Below are 16,375 nucleotides of genomic sequence, written 5' to 3'. Positions count from 1 at the left end.
CCCGCGGAGCGGGTCCAAGCGCGCTGCGCGCGCTTGCATGGCCGCCCGCTTCGCGGGCGGGACCGGCGTTTCACGCCGCTCACCGGATACGCGCTTCGCGCGAATCCGGAAAAGCACTGGAATCCCGCTTCGCGGAATTCCCCGGCTCCGCTCCGCTCCGCCGGAACAGCGGCTGGCTACAGGGGAGGTGTGCATCGTTACGCGCGTCATGTGCCGTTACGGAAACCGCCCCACCCCCACAGATACGGGCCAGAACGCAAGGCCGGCCCCCGAGCAGTCCCACCGCCAAGACAAGACCGGCATGGGCGCCGGACCGCCGGACCAGACCGCCCGCACACGCATCCATCAACACCCGGAAAACACAGGATAGGAGAGAGGGAGAACGGGGTTGGACATGCTGACAGCCTACCAGACACCGCCCATAGAAGAGAAGTTGTCGAACCTTGGTGCATCATTCGGTATGCGCATGTACTGTTACGGATGCAACGCCCCGGCCCGGAGGATGATCCGGAGAGCGCTTGAGCGGCCGGAAGGTGCCCGAGAAATTCTGGTGGTCTACCAGACCATCAAATCGAAGCCATCGACGCCATTCACCGGCCGGGTTGTCGTCTTCGACAGCCCGGTTCGTTGTGTCGGTGGGTAGGAGCACAATGGACGATGTTCCCGTAACGACTCAGGGGAGATGACGATGGCCCGTAGCGGCTTCAAGGTCAACCGGCAGGGCATCAGGAAGATGATGCGGGAGATCCAGCGGGAGATGGACAAGCATCCCGTCAAGGCGCGGATCGAGGCCGACACGGCAGGGGTGTCTCTTGGGTCTGGTGCCGCCCTGGCCGGTGCCAACGTCTTCAACGGTCCCGTGATCCACGGGGATGTGAACGGCGCCCAGCTGGCGTGGGGCAACACCACGGTGAACCAGACCCAGAACGAGGGCGAGCAGATCGCCCCCGGGTTCGAGGACCTCGCCCAGGCCGTGGTCGACGCCCTGCGTCAGCTGCCCACGATGGGGGTCTCCGAGGAGGACATCGAGGACGCCGCAGCGGCCGGCGAGGACGTGCTGAACGAGGTGGTGCAGGCGGAGCCGGACCGCGGCAAGGTCCGCCGTGCCGTGGCCGCGCTCCGGGGATACCTCGCGCCTGTCGCGACCGGCGCCGTCGTCGGGGCCGCTGCGGGCTCCGAGGAGGCTGCCCGCACCATCATCGAGCGGCTCAGCAGCGCCCTGTGAGCCCAGCAAGGCCGTAGGGCAAGACCGGGGCTGCAGCCGGGATGAACTCAGCGTGAAGCAGCGCCCAGCCAGACGGCGGGGCGCTGCTTCGTTGTCCAGGGTCTGGGGGTCTTCAGGGGCCGGCCAGGACCCACACGATGCGGACCTCGTCGTCGACGATGCGGTACAGCAGGCTGATGCGCTCGGAGTCGTCGTCGACGGCGATGTGCAGCCGGTACAGGCCGTCTGGCTGAGGCACCCCGGCCTGCGGGGCGGGGTTCGGCTGAGCCGGTCACGGGCCGCGGTGAGCGCGGCGATGTCCTGTGGCCGGTCCAGGGCCTTGATGCCGGCGAGCGCCTGGGCGGCGAAGGTGACCCGGTACGGGCCGGGCAGGGTCACGCGCTCTTCTCCCCGCCCAGCACGTCCTCCAGCGTGTAGGTGGGGGTATACGGGTCGGCCGCGGCCCGGATCGCCTCCTGGATCTCCGGGTGCGTGCGCAGCACCCACACGTGCCGGTACTCGGTGAACAGTGCCCGGACCTCGTTCAGCGCGGCCGGGTCGGTGGTGCGCACCGCGTCGAGCCGGGCGGTGAACGCGGCCAGCTCGGCCGGGTCGGTGGCGGCGAGCGCGGCCTTGAGCTCGCCGATGGTCTGCGGGCCTTCGTCCGGCTCGATGCGGTACGGGCTGCGCGTCGGTGGTGTGGGCCGGGCCGCGCCCTGGTCGGCGGTGTGCTCGCTCATCATGCGACTCCTGATCGGCTGATGGACTTCACGGTATCGCCCACCAGGGAGCTGGTGGGCCGGACAGGAGAAGCCAGACAGGCCCGGGCGGCTGCGCTTCCCCGGGGAGGGCCTGGGGAACTGCCTTTGTCCCACTGGCCGGAGAACGAAATTGCGGTCCTCCGGGATTCTCCACACGCATACCGGTTCCTCATCGGTCCTGTGGAATTTCGGTATCAGAATTGATCATGTGGATCGTTTTTCGAGTGGGTGCCAGAGAACGTGCATCTGGATGGGCTCTGCAGAAAAGGCGGACCACGGTCACGGTCAGCACCGTGCCGGAGACGACGTAGCGGATCAGGGCGCGGCCGATCGTGGCCTCGCGCCGGTCCCGGACGACTGGGCTCAAGTCGTGCCCGTAGTCGAGACCGATGATCAGCCCAGGTCAGGGGCCGTGGCGTGCACCCGGCGCCGGGGGATCCGGTGGAGCGTCTACGGGCGGTGGGTGAAGGAGTGCAGCCGGTCGACCTCGGTGAAGCCGGCCCGGTCGTACATGCCGTTGGCGGCGGTGCGGTCGCGCTCCGGGTCCCCGGCGGGGGCGTCGTCGTCGACGTACAGGATCGCCTCGCGCGCGCCGAGCCCGGCCAGCAGGTCCAGGGCGGAGCCGAGCAGCGCCAGGCCCAGACCGCGGCCGCGGGCGGGCGGGGCGACGCCGATCCACCACAGCACGCCGATTCCGGCGACGGGGCGGCCGATGGTGGCCTCCGCGAGCAGTTCCCCGCCCTCGCGGACCTCCAGGCGCTTGCCCGGGGGGTCCTCGCAGTCCTGCACAGTGCAGTGCGCAGCGTGGGAGAGCCCGGCGATCGGCAGGTCCGCGCGCATGTAGCGCCACAGGTCGCGGCCGGCGAACCCGGCCGCCCCCAGCGCCTTCCGGGTGGCGGGGCGGTGACCGGCGGGCAGGCCCTCCAGCCCGAGGGTGAGGGCGGAGGCGAACTCGAAGGCGTGCACCGTGCGCCGACCGAGCCGCTCCAGCGCGCGGGCGACCAGGGCCTCGGCGAGGGCCTGGTCCTCGCGGCAGTGCAGCCACAGGATGAACCCGGCCCCGTCCGAGGAGCGCAGGGCGTAGGAAACGGCACCGAGCACCGGGCCCGTCTCGTCGCAGATCACCTCGGTGACCGGCGACTGAAGCTCGGCCCACCATCCGCCGTCGACGGGCGAGCGGCCAGCCAGAGCCTCGGCGAGCATCGCGGGCGTGGTCACCGGCTGGCCGGGCAGCTAGTCGGCGGCCACCAGGTCGAGCACCACCGGCTCGTCGCCGTCCCGGTAGGGCCGCACCGACAGCTGTGTCGCCGCACGGGGTGTCGTGATCGCCACGGGCTGCTTCCGCCTTCCTCGCCGGATGTCCTTCCCCTCCAGCCTGCCCCCGCCAGGGCCCGCCCCCACCACCTCGCCGGTTCTCGGGGCAGACACGATGTGCACACTTCCGTAAGCTGGTGTGCATGACGGAGACGACCTACTCGATCGTGGAAGCCCGCGCCCGCCTGGGCGCCATCGCGCGCGAGGTCAGCGCCACCCGGGAGCCGGCCGCCATCACCGACCACGGGCAGACCGTCGCCATACTGGTCAGCCCCGCCGACGCCCTGGAGCTCCAGGAGCTGCGGGCACTGGCTGCCTACCACGCGCGCCAGGACCGGGGCGAGGAAGCCGGCGTCCCGCACGACGAGGCGTACCGCCGCGTGTTCGGCGGAGCCGGGCGTTGAGCTACGAGGTCATCTGGGAGCCCGAGGCCCTCGCCCAGGCCGAGCGGCTCGCCAAGGACGACCCCGACGGAGTCCGGCAGGTGTTCGCCGCCGTCGACCGGCTCGCCGACAACCCCCGCCCCGACGGCGCGTTCGGCAGCGCCGACGTGCTGCGCATCCACGTCGGCCGGTACCGGGTGATGTACGAGGTCAACGACCGCCAGGTCCGCGTCAGCGTCATCCATCTCGGGCGGGTTCGCTGAGTTGACTGACGGGGATGGCCTTGGGCTGCCTTCCCCGCGTCCGGTATTCGTGGTCCCCTGAACGCTGTGGATCAAGGGGGTGGAAGGCGGTGGACAAGGCCCGCCTGTATCGCAACGGCACGGTCGGCGAGAAGGTCTTCGCGCATGACATCGACGACGAGCCCTGGTGGCGCGCTCAGAAGATTCCGCTGGTCTGCGCGTTCTGCCTGACGCCGGTGGTGTCCCAGCGGACCTCGGTGGGCCGAAATCCCCGGGGCGCGCTGTTCCGGCTCGCCCGGGACCGGCAGCACGAGCAGATGTGTCCCCTCAACCCCGTTGAGGTCCTGCAGAAGATCGCGCACGGCTCGCAGGGCGTGGCCGTCATCGAAGGCGACGAACTGCACCTCGTGCTGCCCGACGACCTGGGCCAGATCGGTGCCACCGTCCCCGTCATCGACGGCGAACCTGCCGCCCCCGGTGACCGGTTCGGCGTGGACATCTCCACGGTGCGGCCGCTGTTGCCTCCTCTGATCAACAGCGCGGTCGTCATCGCCCGCTTCCTGCAGAAGCACGACTACGACGCCGACGTGGTCGCCCAGTTCAAGGTGCGCCGCCCCGGTGCGAGGCAGGCGGTGAGCTGGCGCGAGTTCTGCCACGGTCCCACACCGGGTGACCATGCTCGGCTGTACGGGCAGGTGACCAGCGGGCCCAAGCCTGATCACCCGGTAGCCCTGTACGGCCGCATCACCGCCGTGGAGCAGGACAGCCAGGACCGGCCGGTCCTGCGGCTCGCCGACGGGCGGGGCTTCACCGTCCGGATCCGGTCCGACCACGCCAGTCTCCTGGCCCCGCTCGAGGCTGGCGTCTTCGTCCTGGCCGTCGGGGCCTGGAAGGTCTGGACACCCCGCAGGGGCAGGAGAGAGCTGCAGATGTTCGCCGAGGAGCACTGGCAGCTCGCCCACTGGACCTACGACGCCGCCACCGGCCACAGCGGCCCGCCGGCCTGCCCGCCGCCGCTCTCCCCCGCCCAGCGCGCCCTGCGGCACACCCGGTCGGCAGCAGCCACACGCAAGCCCGCGCCACGGCAGACCACCCGACCCTCCCCCAAGCCGCGACCCAACAGGCCGTCCACACCCCTCGCGCCACCACCGACCGCTCCACCACCGGCACCCGGGGTGTCGGTGGTGTCGGCGACCGCGGCCTCCCCCTCTTCGCCGACGCCCCCGCCCGAGCCCGGTCCGGTCGTACCGGAGGCGGCACCGCCCGCACCTTCACCTCCACCGCACCCGCCTCAGCCGCCGGCACCGCCACAGCCCACGGCGCCACCGCGCCGCCGCACGCGCCGCCGGTGGTGGCTGTTCGGCCGGCGGCGCTGACCCCGTGTTGCTGCCACGGCCCGCCGACCGCCCCGCAGGGCGACGGAGGAAGCGACGCGAGAGGTGCGCAGATGGCGGTGGAGACCGGAACGCGGCAGGAGGAGCGCGTCGCCGGGCGGGTGTGGACGGTGCGCCTGGAGGTCTTCGGGCCTGTCCCGTACAAGCTCAGTCTCACGTGGGGGGTGGGGGTGGGTGGTGGTTCCGGTTGGGGAGGTCAGAACCATCTGACTTGGCTTCTGGCTGACTTTAAAGCCGTGCCCCACTGTGGAGGCCGGGCATGGTGGGTGCCTGGTGTAGTAGGGCCGAGACTCCCCAACCATCTGACTTGGCTTCACGGCGGACTTTAAAGATTCGGCCCTACGGTTCGGAGTTCCCGGCAACAGCGGGAGCCCCTCCGCCACCATCTGACTTGGCCTCGTGACGTACTTTGAAGGTTGCGGCGTGTCTGGGTCCCCCGCTCGGCTTGGTCCGTGATGATCAGTGCATGAGTGTGGAGTTGCCTGCGGTGCAGTGGGACGAGTTGTGGCTGCCGTTGCGGCCGTATGCGACGAACCGCCTACAGGAGGGGATCCGGCGGGAGCGGCGGCCGGTGGCGATGACGCGTCGCTACGTGGAGGCGAACCCGTCGGCGTTGAGCAATCTTCTCGTCGTGGATGTGGACCACTCGGATGCGGTGTTGCGGGCGGTGTCGTCGGTGGGGTCGCATCCGCTGCCCAACGCGGTCGTGGAGAACCCGGTGAACGGGCATGCGCATGCGGTGTGGGCTCTGGAGGAGGCGGTGACGCGGACCGAGTACGCCCGGCGCAAGCCACTGGCCTACGCCGCCGCTGTCACCGAGGGGCTGCGCCGCGCGCTGGATGGGGATGCGGCGTACTCGGGGCTGATGACGAAGAATCCGCTGCACACGGACTGGAGCACTGAGTGGCTCCATGGCGGTCTCCACACACTCGGTGGGCTGGAGGAGGCGCTGGGCGGTCATATGCCGCCCGCGCGCTGGCGGGAGACCAAGCGGTTCCGCACCAACATCACGGGGCTGGGGCGTAACTGCTCGATCTTCGAGACGGCACGGACCTGGGCGTATCGGGAGGTTCGCCACCACTTCGGCAGCCCCGGCACCTTCCACACCGCCATCCACGCCGAAGTACACACCCGCAACGCCGAGTTCACCGATCCGTTGCCGGCCGTGGAGGCGCGTGCGATCGCCAACAGCATCCACCGGTGGATCACGACGCGGTCCAGGATGTGGAAGGACGGCGCGGCCGTCTACGAGGCCACGTTCGTCGCCATCCAGTCCGCCCGCGGCAAGAAGGGCGGGAAGGCTTCGGGGACGGTGCGGGCAGCGCGCCGGGACGAGCGCACCGAAGCCATGCTCGAGTACATGAGGGGGAAGTCATGACGCAGGGGCCCAGGCGTGAGCGCCGCACCGTGACGGCCCGCGAACTTGCGGACCAGTTCGGAGTGTCCGAGCGGACGGTGCTGCGCATGGTCGCCGAGGAACGCGCGGCGTACGAGGGCCGCTCCCGGCAGCGGCGAGACCAGATCGTCGAGCTGCACCGGCAGGGGCTCAAGGGGTACGAGATCGCGCGTGAGCTGTCTGTTTCCGCCGGTCTGGTGTCCATCCGGCTCAAGGAAGCCCGCGCGGCTGGTGTCGATCTCACCCGCTACGCCGCTGCCGGTGAAGGGGACGTGATAACCCGACATCTGCGCCGCTGAAGCGTGACGCGGCCACGGCACGCCGGGCACGGACACCGGTTCCACCCGGAGCCGTCCGGCCGGTATCCCCGATGATGGGGACCGCCCCGCTGGGCGACGGATCAAGCGACGCGGAGAGGTGCGCACATGGCGGTGGAGACCGGAACGCAGCAGACCGAGCGTGTCGCGGGGCGGGTGTGGACGGTGCGCCTGGACCCCGACGGCCGCCCCTCGGCTGGCGCGGTGAAACTGTCCTGCTCCCGCCCGGCCTGCCCTGATCAGCGCCTCCCCGCTGGCGCCGCTGCGGGACGCAAGGCCGCGGTCGCCCATGTCAACCAGCACCTGGCCCATATCCGCGCCGGCGGCGGGCCGCGCGGGACGGCGTGGTGCGCCTGCCGCGCCGCTGACTGCGCGTGGCACACCCCAGACCCGGACACGCTCACCCAGCGCCCGGGCGGCGGGGCGCGGTCGTCGGCGGGCACGGGTGTGCGGTGCGGCGGCCGGGTCGTTCTGGCGGTGTACGCGGACCGCGCGGGGAGGCTGTGGCGGATCGCGGAGATGTGCGCGCGCTGCGCGGCCGCCACCCCGGGCTGCCGGGTTCTGGACACCGCCCTGCCCCCGGCCCGCACTGCCCCGGCCGACAGGGACCAGGAGGCGGGGCAGCCGGCCGGGCAGCGGCAGACTTCTGGCGGCTCGGCGGGCGACGGTGTGGCGGCGGTGTTCTCCGACCCCGCCCCCGGTGCCGGCGCTGTGTCTTCCCCGGCTGCCGGGGCAGTGCCGGTGCCTCGTTCCCGCGCTACCTCACCGGCAGGGGCGTCCCGGCGGGTGAAGCGGTGGGGGAAGATCGGGCAGCGGATCGTCCCCCACGACCTCAAACCCGACGCCCTGCGCAGGGAGCTCATCGAGCTCGGGGACGCGTTCCGCGCCTACCAGCAGCGCGCCGAACCCGACCTGCTGCTCCTGGCCGGCCTCCACGAGCGCAAGGCCTGCGCCTTCCGCCAGTGGGCCGACGTCACCGGCACCGGCGTTCTGCGCCACGAAGCGGACCGCGCCCAGAAGGCCGCGCACGCCGCCCGGGCCCAGCACGAGAACCGCGACCGCGCTGCCGCCGATGACCTTCAGGATGCGGACGGTCCCGCGGTGGAGCGGCTGCTGACCCGCCAGCAGGCCGTCCACGCCCGCGCTGTGCTGGAGTACGTCACCGCCCACGCCCCGCGCCCGGAGGCCGAGGTACGCCTGGCCGTCCTCATGCTCACCCTGCGGGCCGCGCGCGCCGGCACCGGGAACATCACCGGACAGGACCTCACCGGCTGGCTGCAAGGCGAAGCCGAACCGGTGCTCGAGCGGCTGATCACGGCGGGATGGCTGCGTCTGCCCGGCACCGCTGCCGAGGTGATGGCCTCCCGGTCCGAGGACCCCACCGGCTTCACCGTCCCCTCGCTGCTGCCCGAACACCCGCGCCCGTTCGCGTTCGGCAAGAACAACCGCTCCAGGATCTCCGGCTGGGCCCAGAAAGTCGTCGGCGACCGGAAACTCCGCAAGAAGAAGGCCGACGCCCGCACCCGGCTCCTGGCCCTGCACACCGCCGCCCACACCCGCCCCGACGGACGCCTCGGACTCGCCGAGGACGGCGGACTCCCCCTCGACCAGGCCGCCGGGTTCTGCAACCTGCCTGCCGACAAGGTCGCTGAGCACGCCGAAGTCCTCGTCGCCGCCGACTGGCTCACCGAGGCCGGCACCGCCGGAAACAGGCTGCGCGGACAGCTTGCCGAGCGCGTCCTGCCGCTGGGAGGGCTGCTGTAATGCGCCGGGGGCGCCGCTGCCGCGTCGATCCCAGCCGGGCAGGTCCAGGGTTGGCCGGTTCGTGCTGCCCCGTTCGAGTTTCACCCACTCGGAGTACAGCCAGACATCCCGTAACTACATTCCGTAGAGATGAGGATCGGTCTTGGTGCGGAAGAACAGCAACGGTGACGACTTCGCCCAGTCTCTGGGGATGCTGCACAACACGCTGACGGACATGCGCGGTGAGCTGCGGACCTCGCTCAGGGAGGAGTTCGAGGGCACACGCAGCGCCGGCGAGCAGGCCGTACGGAAAGCCGGCGAAGACGTCACGGCGGAACTGGGGCGGATGCGCACCGACGTGCGCAACACCCAGAAGGCAGCACTGACCAGGGAAGACCTCGCTGACGTGCAGCGCACGCTGGATCTGCTGCGCGACGACGTGCAGCGGCTTCGCCAGACCATCGGCCAGCCGCGCGCCGAGGAGCCGGAAGCACCCGAGCCGGGGCCGGCTGCCGGTGAGCCCGCGGAGGCGGCCTCCGAGTCCTGGCCGCCACCGGTGACCGCTCTGGTCAGCGAAGCGGCTTCCGGTCCCACGGAGGGCCAGGAGAGCCCGACCGAGGCCGGTCCGACTGGTGAGGTGATGCCGCGGGCCGGTCTCCCGCTCGCAAGCCAGATCGCCGAACTCCTCATGGAGAAAGTGACCGAGGCCGTGGTGGCCGCACTGCGCGAAGAACTCCAGCCACTTCACACCGGGCTGGCCGAACAGACGCAGCAGCAGGCCGCGCAGCAGGAGAGGGCCGCGGCCGGGGCCCGGGAGCAGATCGCGGCCTGGAGCGAGGACGCCGCCGCGCAGGCCGAGACCTGCCGGCAGGAGACGCGGGAAGGCCTGGCCGGACTGCGGGAGGAGATCGCCGCCCTGCGCCGGCCCCCGCCAGCCGAAGAGGTGCACGACCAGGAGGAGACCGGGACGCAGCAGGACCAGGCCGGGGCACGGGAGGAGCAGCAGGACCTGGGCGCGCACCGGGAACTGCTGCGCCGGGCCGCCCAGGTCTCCCACGCGGTGCTGGTATGCCACCGGGACACCTGGGAGTTCCTCACCGGCCGGGCCGGGCGTCACGACCACTTCCGGATGCCCGCCCAGATCAGCGACCACGGCCAGGACCGCATCGCCGCCGCAGTGTCAGGGCGGTCCCTGATCGCCGTACTGATCAGCCTGTTCAACGCCCGCCACACTGCCGGGGAAGGTGACGGCGACTGGGCGCTGGCCGCCACCACCTACGACCGCATCGCCACCGAGCTCGCCGACCTCACCACCGAGGGCGGACCCATCATCACCATCACCCTGGACGACCGCACTCCCACCACCGGCGCCCCCGCCCCGGACCAGGAACAGGAGGGCACCCCGACCTCCCTTCCGGCCGGCGAGCCGGACGGCACCGGCGGGAACCCGAACACAGGCGTCCAGCCCCAAGAGGAGGCGTCGGCAGAAGTCGGAGAGCCCAGCCCGCAGACATAGCCCGCTGCTCATCGTGGGGGAGGGGGCCGCTGCCCTGGGCCCCTCCCCCCACGCAGCAGAGTCAGATCCGCCAGGATCGCAGGCGGTCGGCGGTGTCGTAGACGTCGGCCCGCGCGGCATCGATGTCGCGGGCGAGGTCGATGAGCGCACCGTAGGGAGGGTCGATGCCCTGGCCGGAGGCATCCATGTAGGCCACCGCGACGGCCGCGCCGAACAAGGCATTGCGGGCCGGCAGCGGGCGCAGCCGGACCAGAGTGACCATCAGGGCCGCCGCCCACCAGGCCGCGCCGGTGGGGGTGCCGATGCGGGGTGTGTTCACGCGGTGCCGGGCGACGGCGGCAACCAGTGCGGAGAAGTCGTGGACCTCGGGGTGCTTGGGCAGGAGGTCCGCCTGGCGTTCCAGCAGCCAGCGGATATCGACGTGCAGGTCCACGGTCAGGCGGCCGACCGGCCGGCAGCGTCCAGGCGGCCAGGTTCGTCATCGGGGAACGCCGCCGCGAAGGCGTCGGCGTTGTCGGCGGCGAAGGCCCGGAACACTTCCGCGGCGCCCTCCAGACGCGGGTCGCGCACCGCGTCATGGGCGGCACGGGTGATCAGCGCGGTAACCGTGGTCCCCTCGGCTTCCGCCTGCGCCTTCAGGGCGGCGTACAGCTGCTCATCGACGCGGATCGTCACGGATTTCGACATGCCCCTGAGCGTACAGCAGCCCGTACAGCATCGGGGTTGGTTCGCCGATACTCCGGGTCGGGCAGGGCTCGGAACGAGCCGGGTGTCGGCGGTGAGGCATACCCTCGGGTGAAGAAAGACTCGCCTGGGGTGAAGAGAGTGTGCGGTGGACATCTGGATGGCACTTGGCCTGGTCGGGACGTTCGCGGGCGTGTGGGTAGGCATCCACTACGGGCGCCGCAGCACGAAGGCCGCGGATCAGGGCCCCAAGGTCACGGTCAAGGTGACCAACATGGTCCCCGCCTACGATCTGCCGGACGGAAGCCGGACGCTGGGGGACCACTTCGTCGGGGTGGAGGCCGCGAACACCGGGGGACGGCCCGCCACGATCACCGGATGGGGAGTGAGGCTTCCCGGTGACCGGCGGATGGTCCTGACCAGGCCGGTGAACTGGTCCACGTCTCTCCCCCATCAGCTCGCTCCTGGCGGCCCGCCCGCTCACTTCGTCGTCCCGGCAGACGAGCTGCGGCATCTGCACCGCACCGACGGCATCCCGTACCAGGAGATGCGCCCTTACATCACCCTCGCTGACGGCACGGAACTGCCCGGGAACCAGAGCGTGCCGCTAGCCTGACCGCCGTCGCGCCGTCAGCTGGTCCAGGCCCTGAGGGCTTGGGTGAGGTCGCGGTGCTGCGCGGCACCGGCGGCGTCGTGGGGCGCTCGCCCCAGGGCGACGACCGGGTCGGTGACCTGGTGGGTGATCCGGTACACGAGCACGTCGACGGCCAGGTCGATCCACTTCTGGGTGGCGTCGGCGGGCGGGGCCGGCCCGAGCACGGTCACGAACCAGACGGGCAGCACCGCGCGGTCGGCCAGGGCACGGGCTATGCGGGTGCGCAGGGTCATGGCGAGCTTGCGGCTGGCCTTGGTGCCCTCGGCGATGGCCGGTTCGGCTTCGCGGCGTCGGCGGTCGTCGGTCTGCAGGGCGAGGCGGGCGGTGTTCGCCTCGGCCGCCAGGGCGCCGAGGTTGGCGCGGGCGCTGTCCTCCGCCGTGAGCGCGGTGGTGAAGTCGCTGGCGGCCTTCTTGTGGGCCCGCTCCGTGTGGGTGGTGGTGGCCAGGGTCTTGGCGGCGGTGATGGCACGCTGCTGGGCGTCGTGGCGCCGCTGCTGGGTCTCGCGGTGGCGGTTGATGGCGGCCTGGTGGGTCTGGCGGGCGGCGTCGGTGAGCAGGTGGGCTGCGGCCTCGGTGCCGCGCTGGGCGGTGGCGGCCAGTTCCTTCCAGGCCGCGTCGATGGTGTCCAGGTCGGCGGCGGGCGCGTCCTCGGCGGGCCGGGCGAGGTTCTCCAGCAGCCGGACGCGGGCGGTCAGCTTCTTCAGAGTGCGCTCGGTGTCGCTGGTGTGGTCGTCGAGCTCGCCCTCGAGGCGCTCGGCCGTGGCCTCCAAGTCCTCGATGCTGTCCTTCAGGCTCCGCAGGGTGTAGTCGAGGTCGTCGGTGTCGCCGACCTTCGTTTGCAGGTCCTCGACATCGCGGGCGAGGTCCTCGATCTGGGAGCGCACGCTGGACACCGCGGCGTTCACGCGGCTCTCCAGGCCCCGCAGGGCGTTCGGGTCAGCGGCCGGGTAGGTCATCGCTTGCCTGCCTTGTCGTCCATCGTGAGCCCGCCGACGACCACCCAACCGACGGCGACGGCGAGGATCCACCACGCCGAGACCAGGCCGGTGACGATCGCGATGACCAGCGCGCACACCGGGTGCAGGACGATCGCCGCCGCACGCAGGTCCATATGGCCGCGGGCCGGTACGCGTATCCGGCTGCCGGCCAGCGCGGCCGCGGTGTGCGGGATGATCAGCAGCAGCCACCACGCTGACGGCGACCAGGAGGCCGGAACGGCGGCCACCACGGCCAGCATGGCGCCGAGGGCGGCCTGACCGCGCCAGGACCAGCGCACGACCCGCTCGCTCAGGTGCCGGCCGGGCTCGGCGAGCTTGGCTGGCAGCTCGGCGTCCGCGGCGACCAGCTGCCGGGTGGAGCGCACCAGCTGGTCGTAGACGCGGTTGAACTCCAGCTCGCCTTGCTCCAGGTCCTCGATCTCCTCGCAGTAGCCGGCGATCTGCTGTTGCAGCCCGGCGTACTCGCTGCGGATCTGCTCCACGCTACTCATAAACCCCCGCCCAGAGGCGCTCGCGATCGGAAGGTGACGTCTCTTCTCTCCCCAGCCCGGGCCGGTGCTGCACCTGCCGCGGCAGGTGAGAACGCGTCACGCTCACGGTAGATCGACCCCGGCCAACTCCACGCCCAGTCCAGGGACTTCACCCTGGCCCCGCAGCACAGGGGTCACAGGAGGTCCAGGTCGCAGTAGTCGACGTCGGAGAGCTCCACCTCCAGGCCGTCCGCGCGCCGTCCGCGGTCGCGGAAGTAGGCGTAGCCGAGGCCGTCGGCGAGGATCTGGGCGAGCTGCTGCTCGTCGGCACCGGCCTGGTGGGCGGCGAGCAGCTGCGCGGCGATGTTCGGGGGGAGCTGTTCGGTGATGCGGCGCATCCGCGGGTCGTCCGTGCTGCCGCCGGCGGCGGTGAACCCGAACCGGGCACGGGTCTCCACCACGATCCCGGCGGCGGCCGCCTTCTTGATGGCCCGCGCCCGCAGACGCGGCTGCCAGACGCGGCGCAGCTCCCGCTCCAGCGCCCCCGCCAGGCGTGGGGTGGGCCGCTTGACCTGCCCGGCCAGGTAGCGCTCGACCTGACGCTGGGAGCAGCCGAGCCGGGCGGCAGTCGCCTTGGTCGAGCCCTTCTCCGCCTTCACCAGCGCCTTTATCCGCGCCTGCGGGCTGACGGGGATCGGGCGGGTCTGGGTGGCCTGCAGCGCGGCCTCAATGCTGTCGCCGATCTCACCCACGCTGGGCCTCCGCGTCGTCCTTGATGTGGCGGGCGGGGTTCGCCCCAGTCTCGATGTACTCGACGCAGCGCCACAGCTCCATGGTCCCCTCATGCTTGACCATGCCCGGGCTGACGCCGAGGCGGAAGGTGCCGGGCAGCGGCTTGCCCGTCGCCTGGTCGGTGGGGAGGACGTCCAGCGGGGAGAGGCCGGCGGCGGGGTAGACCACGCAGTCCGAGAGCACGGCGAGGGGGAACAGGCCGGCCGTGGCGGCCATGGCGCGCATCTTGCGGTGCATGTTGGTGCGGGCCTGGGCGATGACCGCCGCGCGGATGTCGGGCCGCCAGGTCGGCCGCTCGAGGGCCGGCCAGCGTTCACCGGGCCGGTACCGGGCGCCCTGCGGGCGCTCGCGCAGCTTCCCGATGCCGCCCTTTACGGTGGCTTTGATCGCGGACAGTACGGCGGCCGCGCCCGGGTCGGTGGCCTTGGCCGTGGCCATCGCGGCCAGGAACGCCTCCGGGTCTAGGCCCTTGGTGACGCCGAGGTCGGCCATCGTGGCGAGGTAGGCGTCGCGCAGCCGCTCGTACCAGGGGTCCAAGTATGGGCCGGAGGCGGGGCGCAGCCACGCCTCGAGCGGCCGGACCTCGTGGCCGAGCTCCTGGGCGTAGGCCAGGGTGGGGGTGGCGTACCAGGCGGGTCCCGTCGGGCGGCCGCCGTGCGGGGTGAACGGGCTGGGCAAGCGCTCGTCGAGCTCGATGTGGGAGAGGTCGGCGTACCAGCAGCCGGGGATCTTCTTGTCGAACCGCGGGCCGTCGGTGTGCACCGGCTCGCCCAGTCCGACGTTCAGCCGGTTGGCGGCGGCGGCGAACGCCATGTTGACGTCGAGGCCGACCGCGAACGGCAGCGCGCACTCCTCATCGTCCAGCAGCTCCGGGTCGCGCACCCACTCGTACGCTTCCTCGTCGAGGACCTGGTCCTCGGCGCGGCCGGCGGCGACGGGGTGCTCCTCGGGGGCCTCCGGCGGCGCGGGGTCGACCGGGGTGGTGAGGGAGCCGGGGACGGGGCCGGAGGTCCAGCCGCCGTCGGTGTCCCTCACCGGACGGGTTGGCGGCCGCAGCGCGGTCATGAGTTCCAGGCCGGTCACGGCGGTGGAGCCGCGCGGGGTGAGAACGCGGGCGGCGTAGGTGCCGAGCACCTGGGCGATGTCAGCGGCCGGCCACGTGGCCACCTCGCCCCAGGCGCGGGCATCAAGGGCGTCCCAGCCGAGCACGGCGAGCTGTACGCACTGCCGCTGCCCGCCGGTCGCGGGCCGGTAGACGCGGGCCCACGGGCCGAACCCCCGGCGGGTGAGCTGCCAGTCGGCGGCGGCGATCTCCTTGACGACCGGGTGGTCCTCGCCCAGGCGCAGGCCCTTGCGGTCGGTCAGCCGCTCGGGCAGCCCGAGCCGCTGCGCGGCCGCGGCGGTCAGCACGATCAGCGGATCACTGTCGCGGCCGTTGCGGTGCAGCCGCTCGGCTCCGATCCCGGACTCCGACAGCGTCCACTCCACCAACTGCGGGATGGTGTCCGCCGGGCAGTCCAGCACCAGCCCGCCCGCGCCGTACACGGTGCCGTCGCCGTCCAGCACACCCAGCGGCCCGTGCGGGAACCGCCCACCGGCTGCCGCGGTGTTCCGGGGAGCCGTCTTCTTCGCTTCTGGCCGTCGCGACGACGGCTTGGTCCTCGCCGGGGCCGCGTCGGCGGCCGACTCGATCGCCGGGGCGGGCTGGGCCTGGACGACGTCGCCGGGCGCCTCCTGCGGAGAGCTGGAGGCCTGCGGCGAGCTCTCGCGGCCGCGCGGCTCCGGGGCGCTGACCTGCGGTGTTTCGGGGGCGGAGTAGCGCTGGGCGAGGCCTTCGAGCAGCCGGGCGTAGGCGGCGCGGCGTTCCTTGGCCGGGGCGGACTTGCCGGTCTCCCAGCCGGTGACCGTGGAGGTGGTCACTCCCAGGGCCTTGGCGATGTCGGTGCGGGACAGGCCGCCGGCGGTGCGCAGCCGTTCCCGCTCGGCCGGGTCGGGCAGTGGCGCGGCCTGGTCCAGCAGTGCGTCGACCGCGGCGTTGAAGTCGTCGCTCACGTCTCGTCTCCGATCACGGTCTGGGTGCCGCCGAGGACGTCGGCGCGGCGGCGTGCGGGCAGCTGGGCGACGGCGTGGTCGGCGCCGCACAGCAAGTCCGGTACCGCGATGCCGTAGTGGGCGGCCAGGGCGTCGAGGTCCTCCAGCGTCCAGGCCACCGCGCCGGACTGGCGGCGCGAGACCTCCGACTGCCCGCGGCCGATCCCGGCGGCCAGGTCCCGCTGGGTCTCGCCGGTGGCGTAGAGCAGAGCCGCGACCGTGAGCCGCAACCGCTCCTCCGAACTGGGCATATGCTCACCTGCCATCATTGATGTGCAACCAGCATAGTACCTGTTCGCTGGGTTGTCAGCCCGCTTCACCGGGTCACCGCCGCCCCGGCCCGGGCCTCGCTCGCGATCCGGCAGCGGACGCACAGCCCGCCTGCTGCCGGGCTGTTGGAGGCTTAGGGTCGGCA

At 72.1% G+C, this 16,375-nt stretch carries 19 protein-coding genes; 9 read left to right on the top strand and 10 right to left on the bottom strand.

Features of this window, described 5'->3' with window-relative positions; translation table 11 throughout:
* Positions 1-682: 682 nt before the first annotated feature.
* Positions 683-1,225 (top strand): hypothetical protein, encoded by a 543-nt coding sequence (locus O7609_RS00325; protein WP_269742880.1) that lies wholly within the window; start codon positions 683-685, stop codon positions 1,223-1,225.
* A gap of 112 nt (positions 1,226-1,337) precedes the next feature.
* Here the strand turns inward: O7609_RS00325 and O7609_RS00320 are convergent, their stop codons facing one another.
* The 3 genes from O7609_RS00320 to O7609_RS00310 form a co-directional block, all read right to left on the bottom strand.
* Positions 1,338-1,463: a hypothetical protein gene (locus O7609_RS00320; protein WP_269742879.1), complete on the bottom strand. Its 126-nt coding sequence runs from the start codon at positions 1,461-1,463 to the stop codon at positions 1,338-1,340.
* 136 nt (positions 1,464-1,599) lie between these two features.
* A complete protein-coding gene (locus tag O7609_RS00315) occupies positions 1,600-1,944 on the bottom strand; it encodes a hypothetical protein (protein WP_269742878.1) in 345 nt (114 codons plus the stop codon).
* A gap of 471 nt (positions 1,945-2,415) precedes the next feature.
* Positions 2,416-3,183: a GNAT family N-acetyltransferase gene (locus O7609_RS00310; RefSeq protein ID WP_269742877.1), complete on the bottom strand. Its 768-nt coding sequence runs from the start codon at positions 3,181-3,183 to the stop codon at positions 2,416-2,418.
* 239 nt (positions 3,184-3,422) lie between these two features.
* On the opposite strand from O7609_RS00310, the gene O7609_RS00305 reads away from it, so the two are divergent.
* From O7609_RS00305 to O7609_RS00275, 7 genes are all read left to right on the top strand, one after another.
* Positions 3,423-3,683, top strand: a complete 261-nt coding sequence (locus O7609_RS00305) for a type II toxin-antitoxin system Phd/YefM family antitoxin (RefSeq protein WP_269742876.1) — start codon at positions 3,423-3,425, stop codon at positions 3,681-3,683.
* Positions 3,680-3,925: a type II toxin-antitoxin system RelE family toxin gene (locus tag O7609_RS00300; RefSeq protein WP_269742875.1), complete on the top strand. Its 246-nt coding sequence runs from the start codon at positions 3,680-3,682 to the stop codon at positions 3,923-3,925. Before O7609_RS00305 ends, O7609_RS00300 begins: the two co-directional genes overlap by 4 nt.
* Before the next feature lie 89 nt (positions 3,926-4,014).
* Positions 4,015-5,280 (top strand): hypothetical protein, encoded by a 1,266-nt coding sequence (locus O7609_RS00295; protein WP_269742874.1) that lies wholly within the window; start codon positions 4,015-4,017, stop codon positions 5,278-5,280.
* Between the two features lie 505 nt (positions 5,281-5,785).
* On the top strand, positions 5,786-6,676 hold the full coding sequence (locus O7609_RS00290; RefSeq protein WP_269742873.1) for a replication initiation protein: 891 nt from the start codon (positions 5,786-5,788) through the stop codon (positions 6,674-6,676).
* A complete protein-coding gene (locus tag O7609_RS00285; RefSeq protein WP_269742872.1) occupies positions 6,673-6,993 on the top strand; it encodes an HTH domain-containing protein in 321 nt (106 codons plus the stop codon). Before O7609_RS00290 ends, O7609_RS00285 begins: the two co-directional genes overlap by 4 nt.
* A gap of 126 nt (positions 6,994-7,119) precedes the next feature.
* Positions 7,120-8,775, top strand: a complete 1,656-nt coding sequence (locus O7609_RS00280; RefSeq protein ID WP_269742871.1) for a hypothetical protein — start codon at positions 7,120-7,122, stop codon at positions 8,773-8,775.
* Positions 8,776-8,920: 145 nt separating this feature from the next.
* Positions 8,921-10,270 carry a hypothetical protein gene (locus O7609_RS00275; protein WP_269742870.1) on the top strand — a complete coding sequence of 450 codons (1,350 nt, stop codon included), beginning with the start codon at positions 8,921-8,923 and terminating at the stop codon, positions 10,268-10,270.
* Positions 10,271-10,331: 61 nt separating this feature from the next.
* On the opposite strand, the gene O7609_RS00270 is transcribed toward O7609_RS00275, so the two are convergent.
* Complete coding sequence (locus O7609_RS00270; protein WP_443071964.1) at positions 10,332-10,703, bottom strand: toxin Doc; 372 nt, start codon at positions 10,701-10,703, stop codon at positions 10,332-10,334.
* A 2-nt stretch (positions 10,704-10,705) separates the two neighbouring features.
* Positions 10,706-10,957 carry a ribbon-helix-helix protein, CopG family gene (locus tag O7609_RS00265; RefSeq protein WP_269742869.1) on the bottom strand — a complete coding sequence of 84 codons (252 nt, stop codon included), beginning with the start codon at positions 10,955-10,957 and terminating at the stop codon, positions 10,706-10,708.
* 157 nt (positions 10,958-11,114) lie between these two features.
* On the opposite strand from O7609_RS00265, the gene O7609_RS00260 reads away from it, so the two are divergent.
* Positions 11,115-11,570, top strand: coding sequence for a hypothetical protein (locus tag O7609_RS00260; RefSeq protein WP_269742868.1), 456 nt, complete (start codon positions 11,115-11,117; stop codon positions 11,568-11,570).
* Positions 11,571-11,584: 14 nt separating this feature from the next.
* Here the strand turns inward: O7609_RS00260 and O7609_RS00255 are convergent, their stop codons facing one another.
* The 5 genes from O7609_RS00255 to O7609_RS00235 form a co-directional block, all read right to left on the bottom strand.
* Positions 11,585-12,565: a hypothetical protein gene (locus tag O7609_RS00255; RefSeq protein WP_269742867.1), complete on the bottom strand. Its 981-nt coding sequence runs from the start codon at positions 12,563-12,565 to the stop codon at positions 11,585-11,587.
* Positions 12,562-13,098, bottom strand: coding sequence for a hypothetical protein (locus O7609_RS00250; protein WP_269742866.1), 537 nt, complete (start codon positions 13,096-13,098; stop codon positions 12,562-12,564). The genes O7609_RS00255 and O7609_RS00250 overlap by 4 nt, the downstream gene beginning before the upstream one ends.
* A 173-nt stretch (positions 13,099-13,271) precedes the next feature.
* The gene (gene tpg, locus O7609_RS00245; protein WP_269742865.1) at positions 13,272-13,829 is read right to left on the bottom strand and encodes a telomere-protecting terminal protein Tpg; all 558 of its coding nucleotides are present in this window, start codon (positions 13,827-13,829) and stop codon (positions 13,272-13,274) included.
* Complete coding sequence (gene tap / locus O7609_RS00240) at positions 13,822-15,921, bottom strand: telomere-associated protein Tap (protein ID WP_269742864.1); 2,100 nt, start codon at positions 15,919-15,921, stop codon at positions 13,822-13,824. Before tap ends, tpg begins: the two co-directional genes overlap by 8 nt.
* Positions 15,918-16,211 carry a helix-turn-helix domain-containing protein gene (locus tag O7609_RS00235; protein WP_269742863.1) on the bottom strand — a complete coding sequence of 98 codons (294 nt, stop codon included), beginning with the start codon at positions 16,209-16,211 and terminating at the stop codon, positions 15,918-15,920. Before O7609_RS00235 ends, tap begins: the two co-directional genes overlap by 4 nt.
* Positions 16,212-16,375: the final 164 nt, after the last annotated feature.

The organism is Streptomyces sp. WMMC1477 (assembly GCF_027460245.1).
In the GTDB taxonomy this organism is placed as follows: domain Bacteria; phylum Actinomycetota; class Actinomycetes; order Streptomycetales; family Streptomycetaceae; genus Streptomyces.
This window is presented reverse-complemented; position numbering and strand designations above follow the sequence as displayed.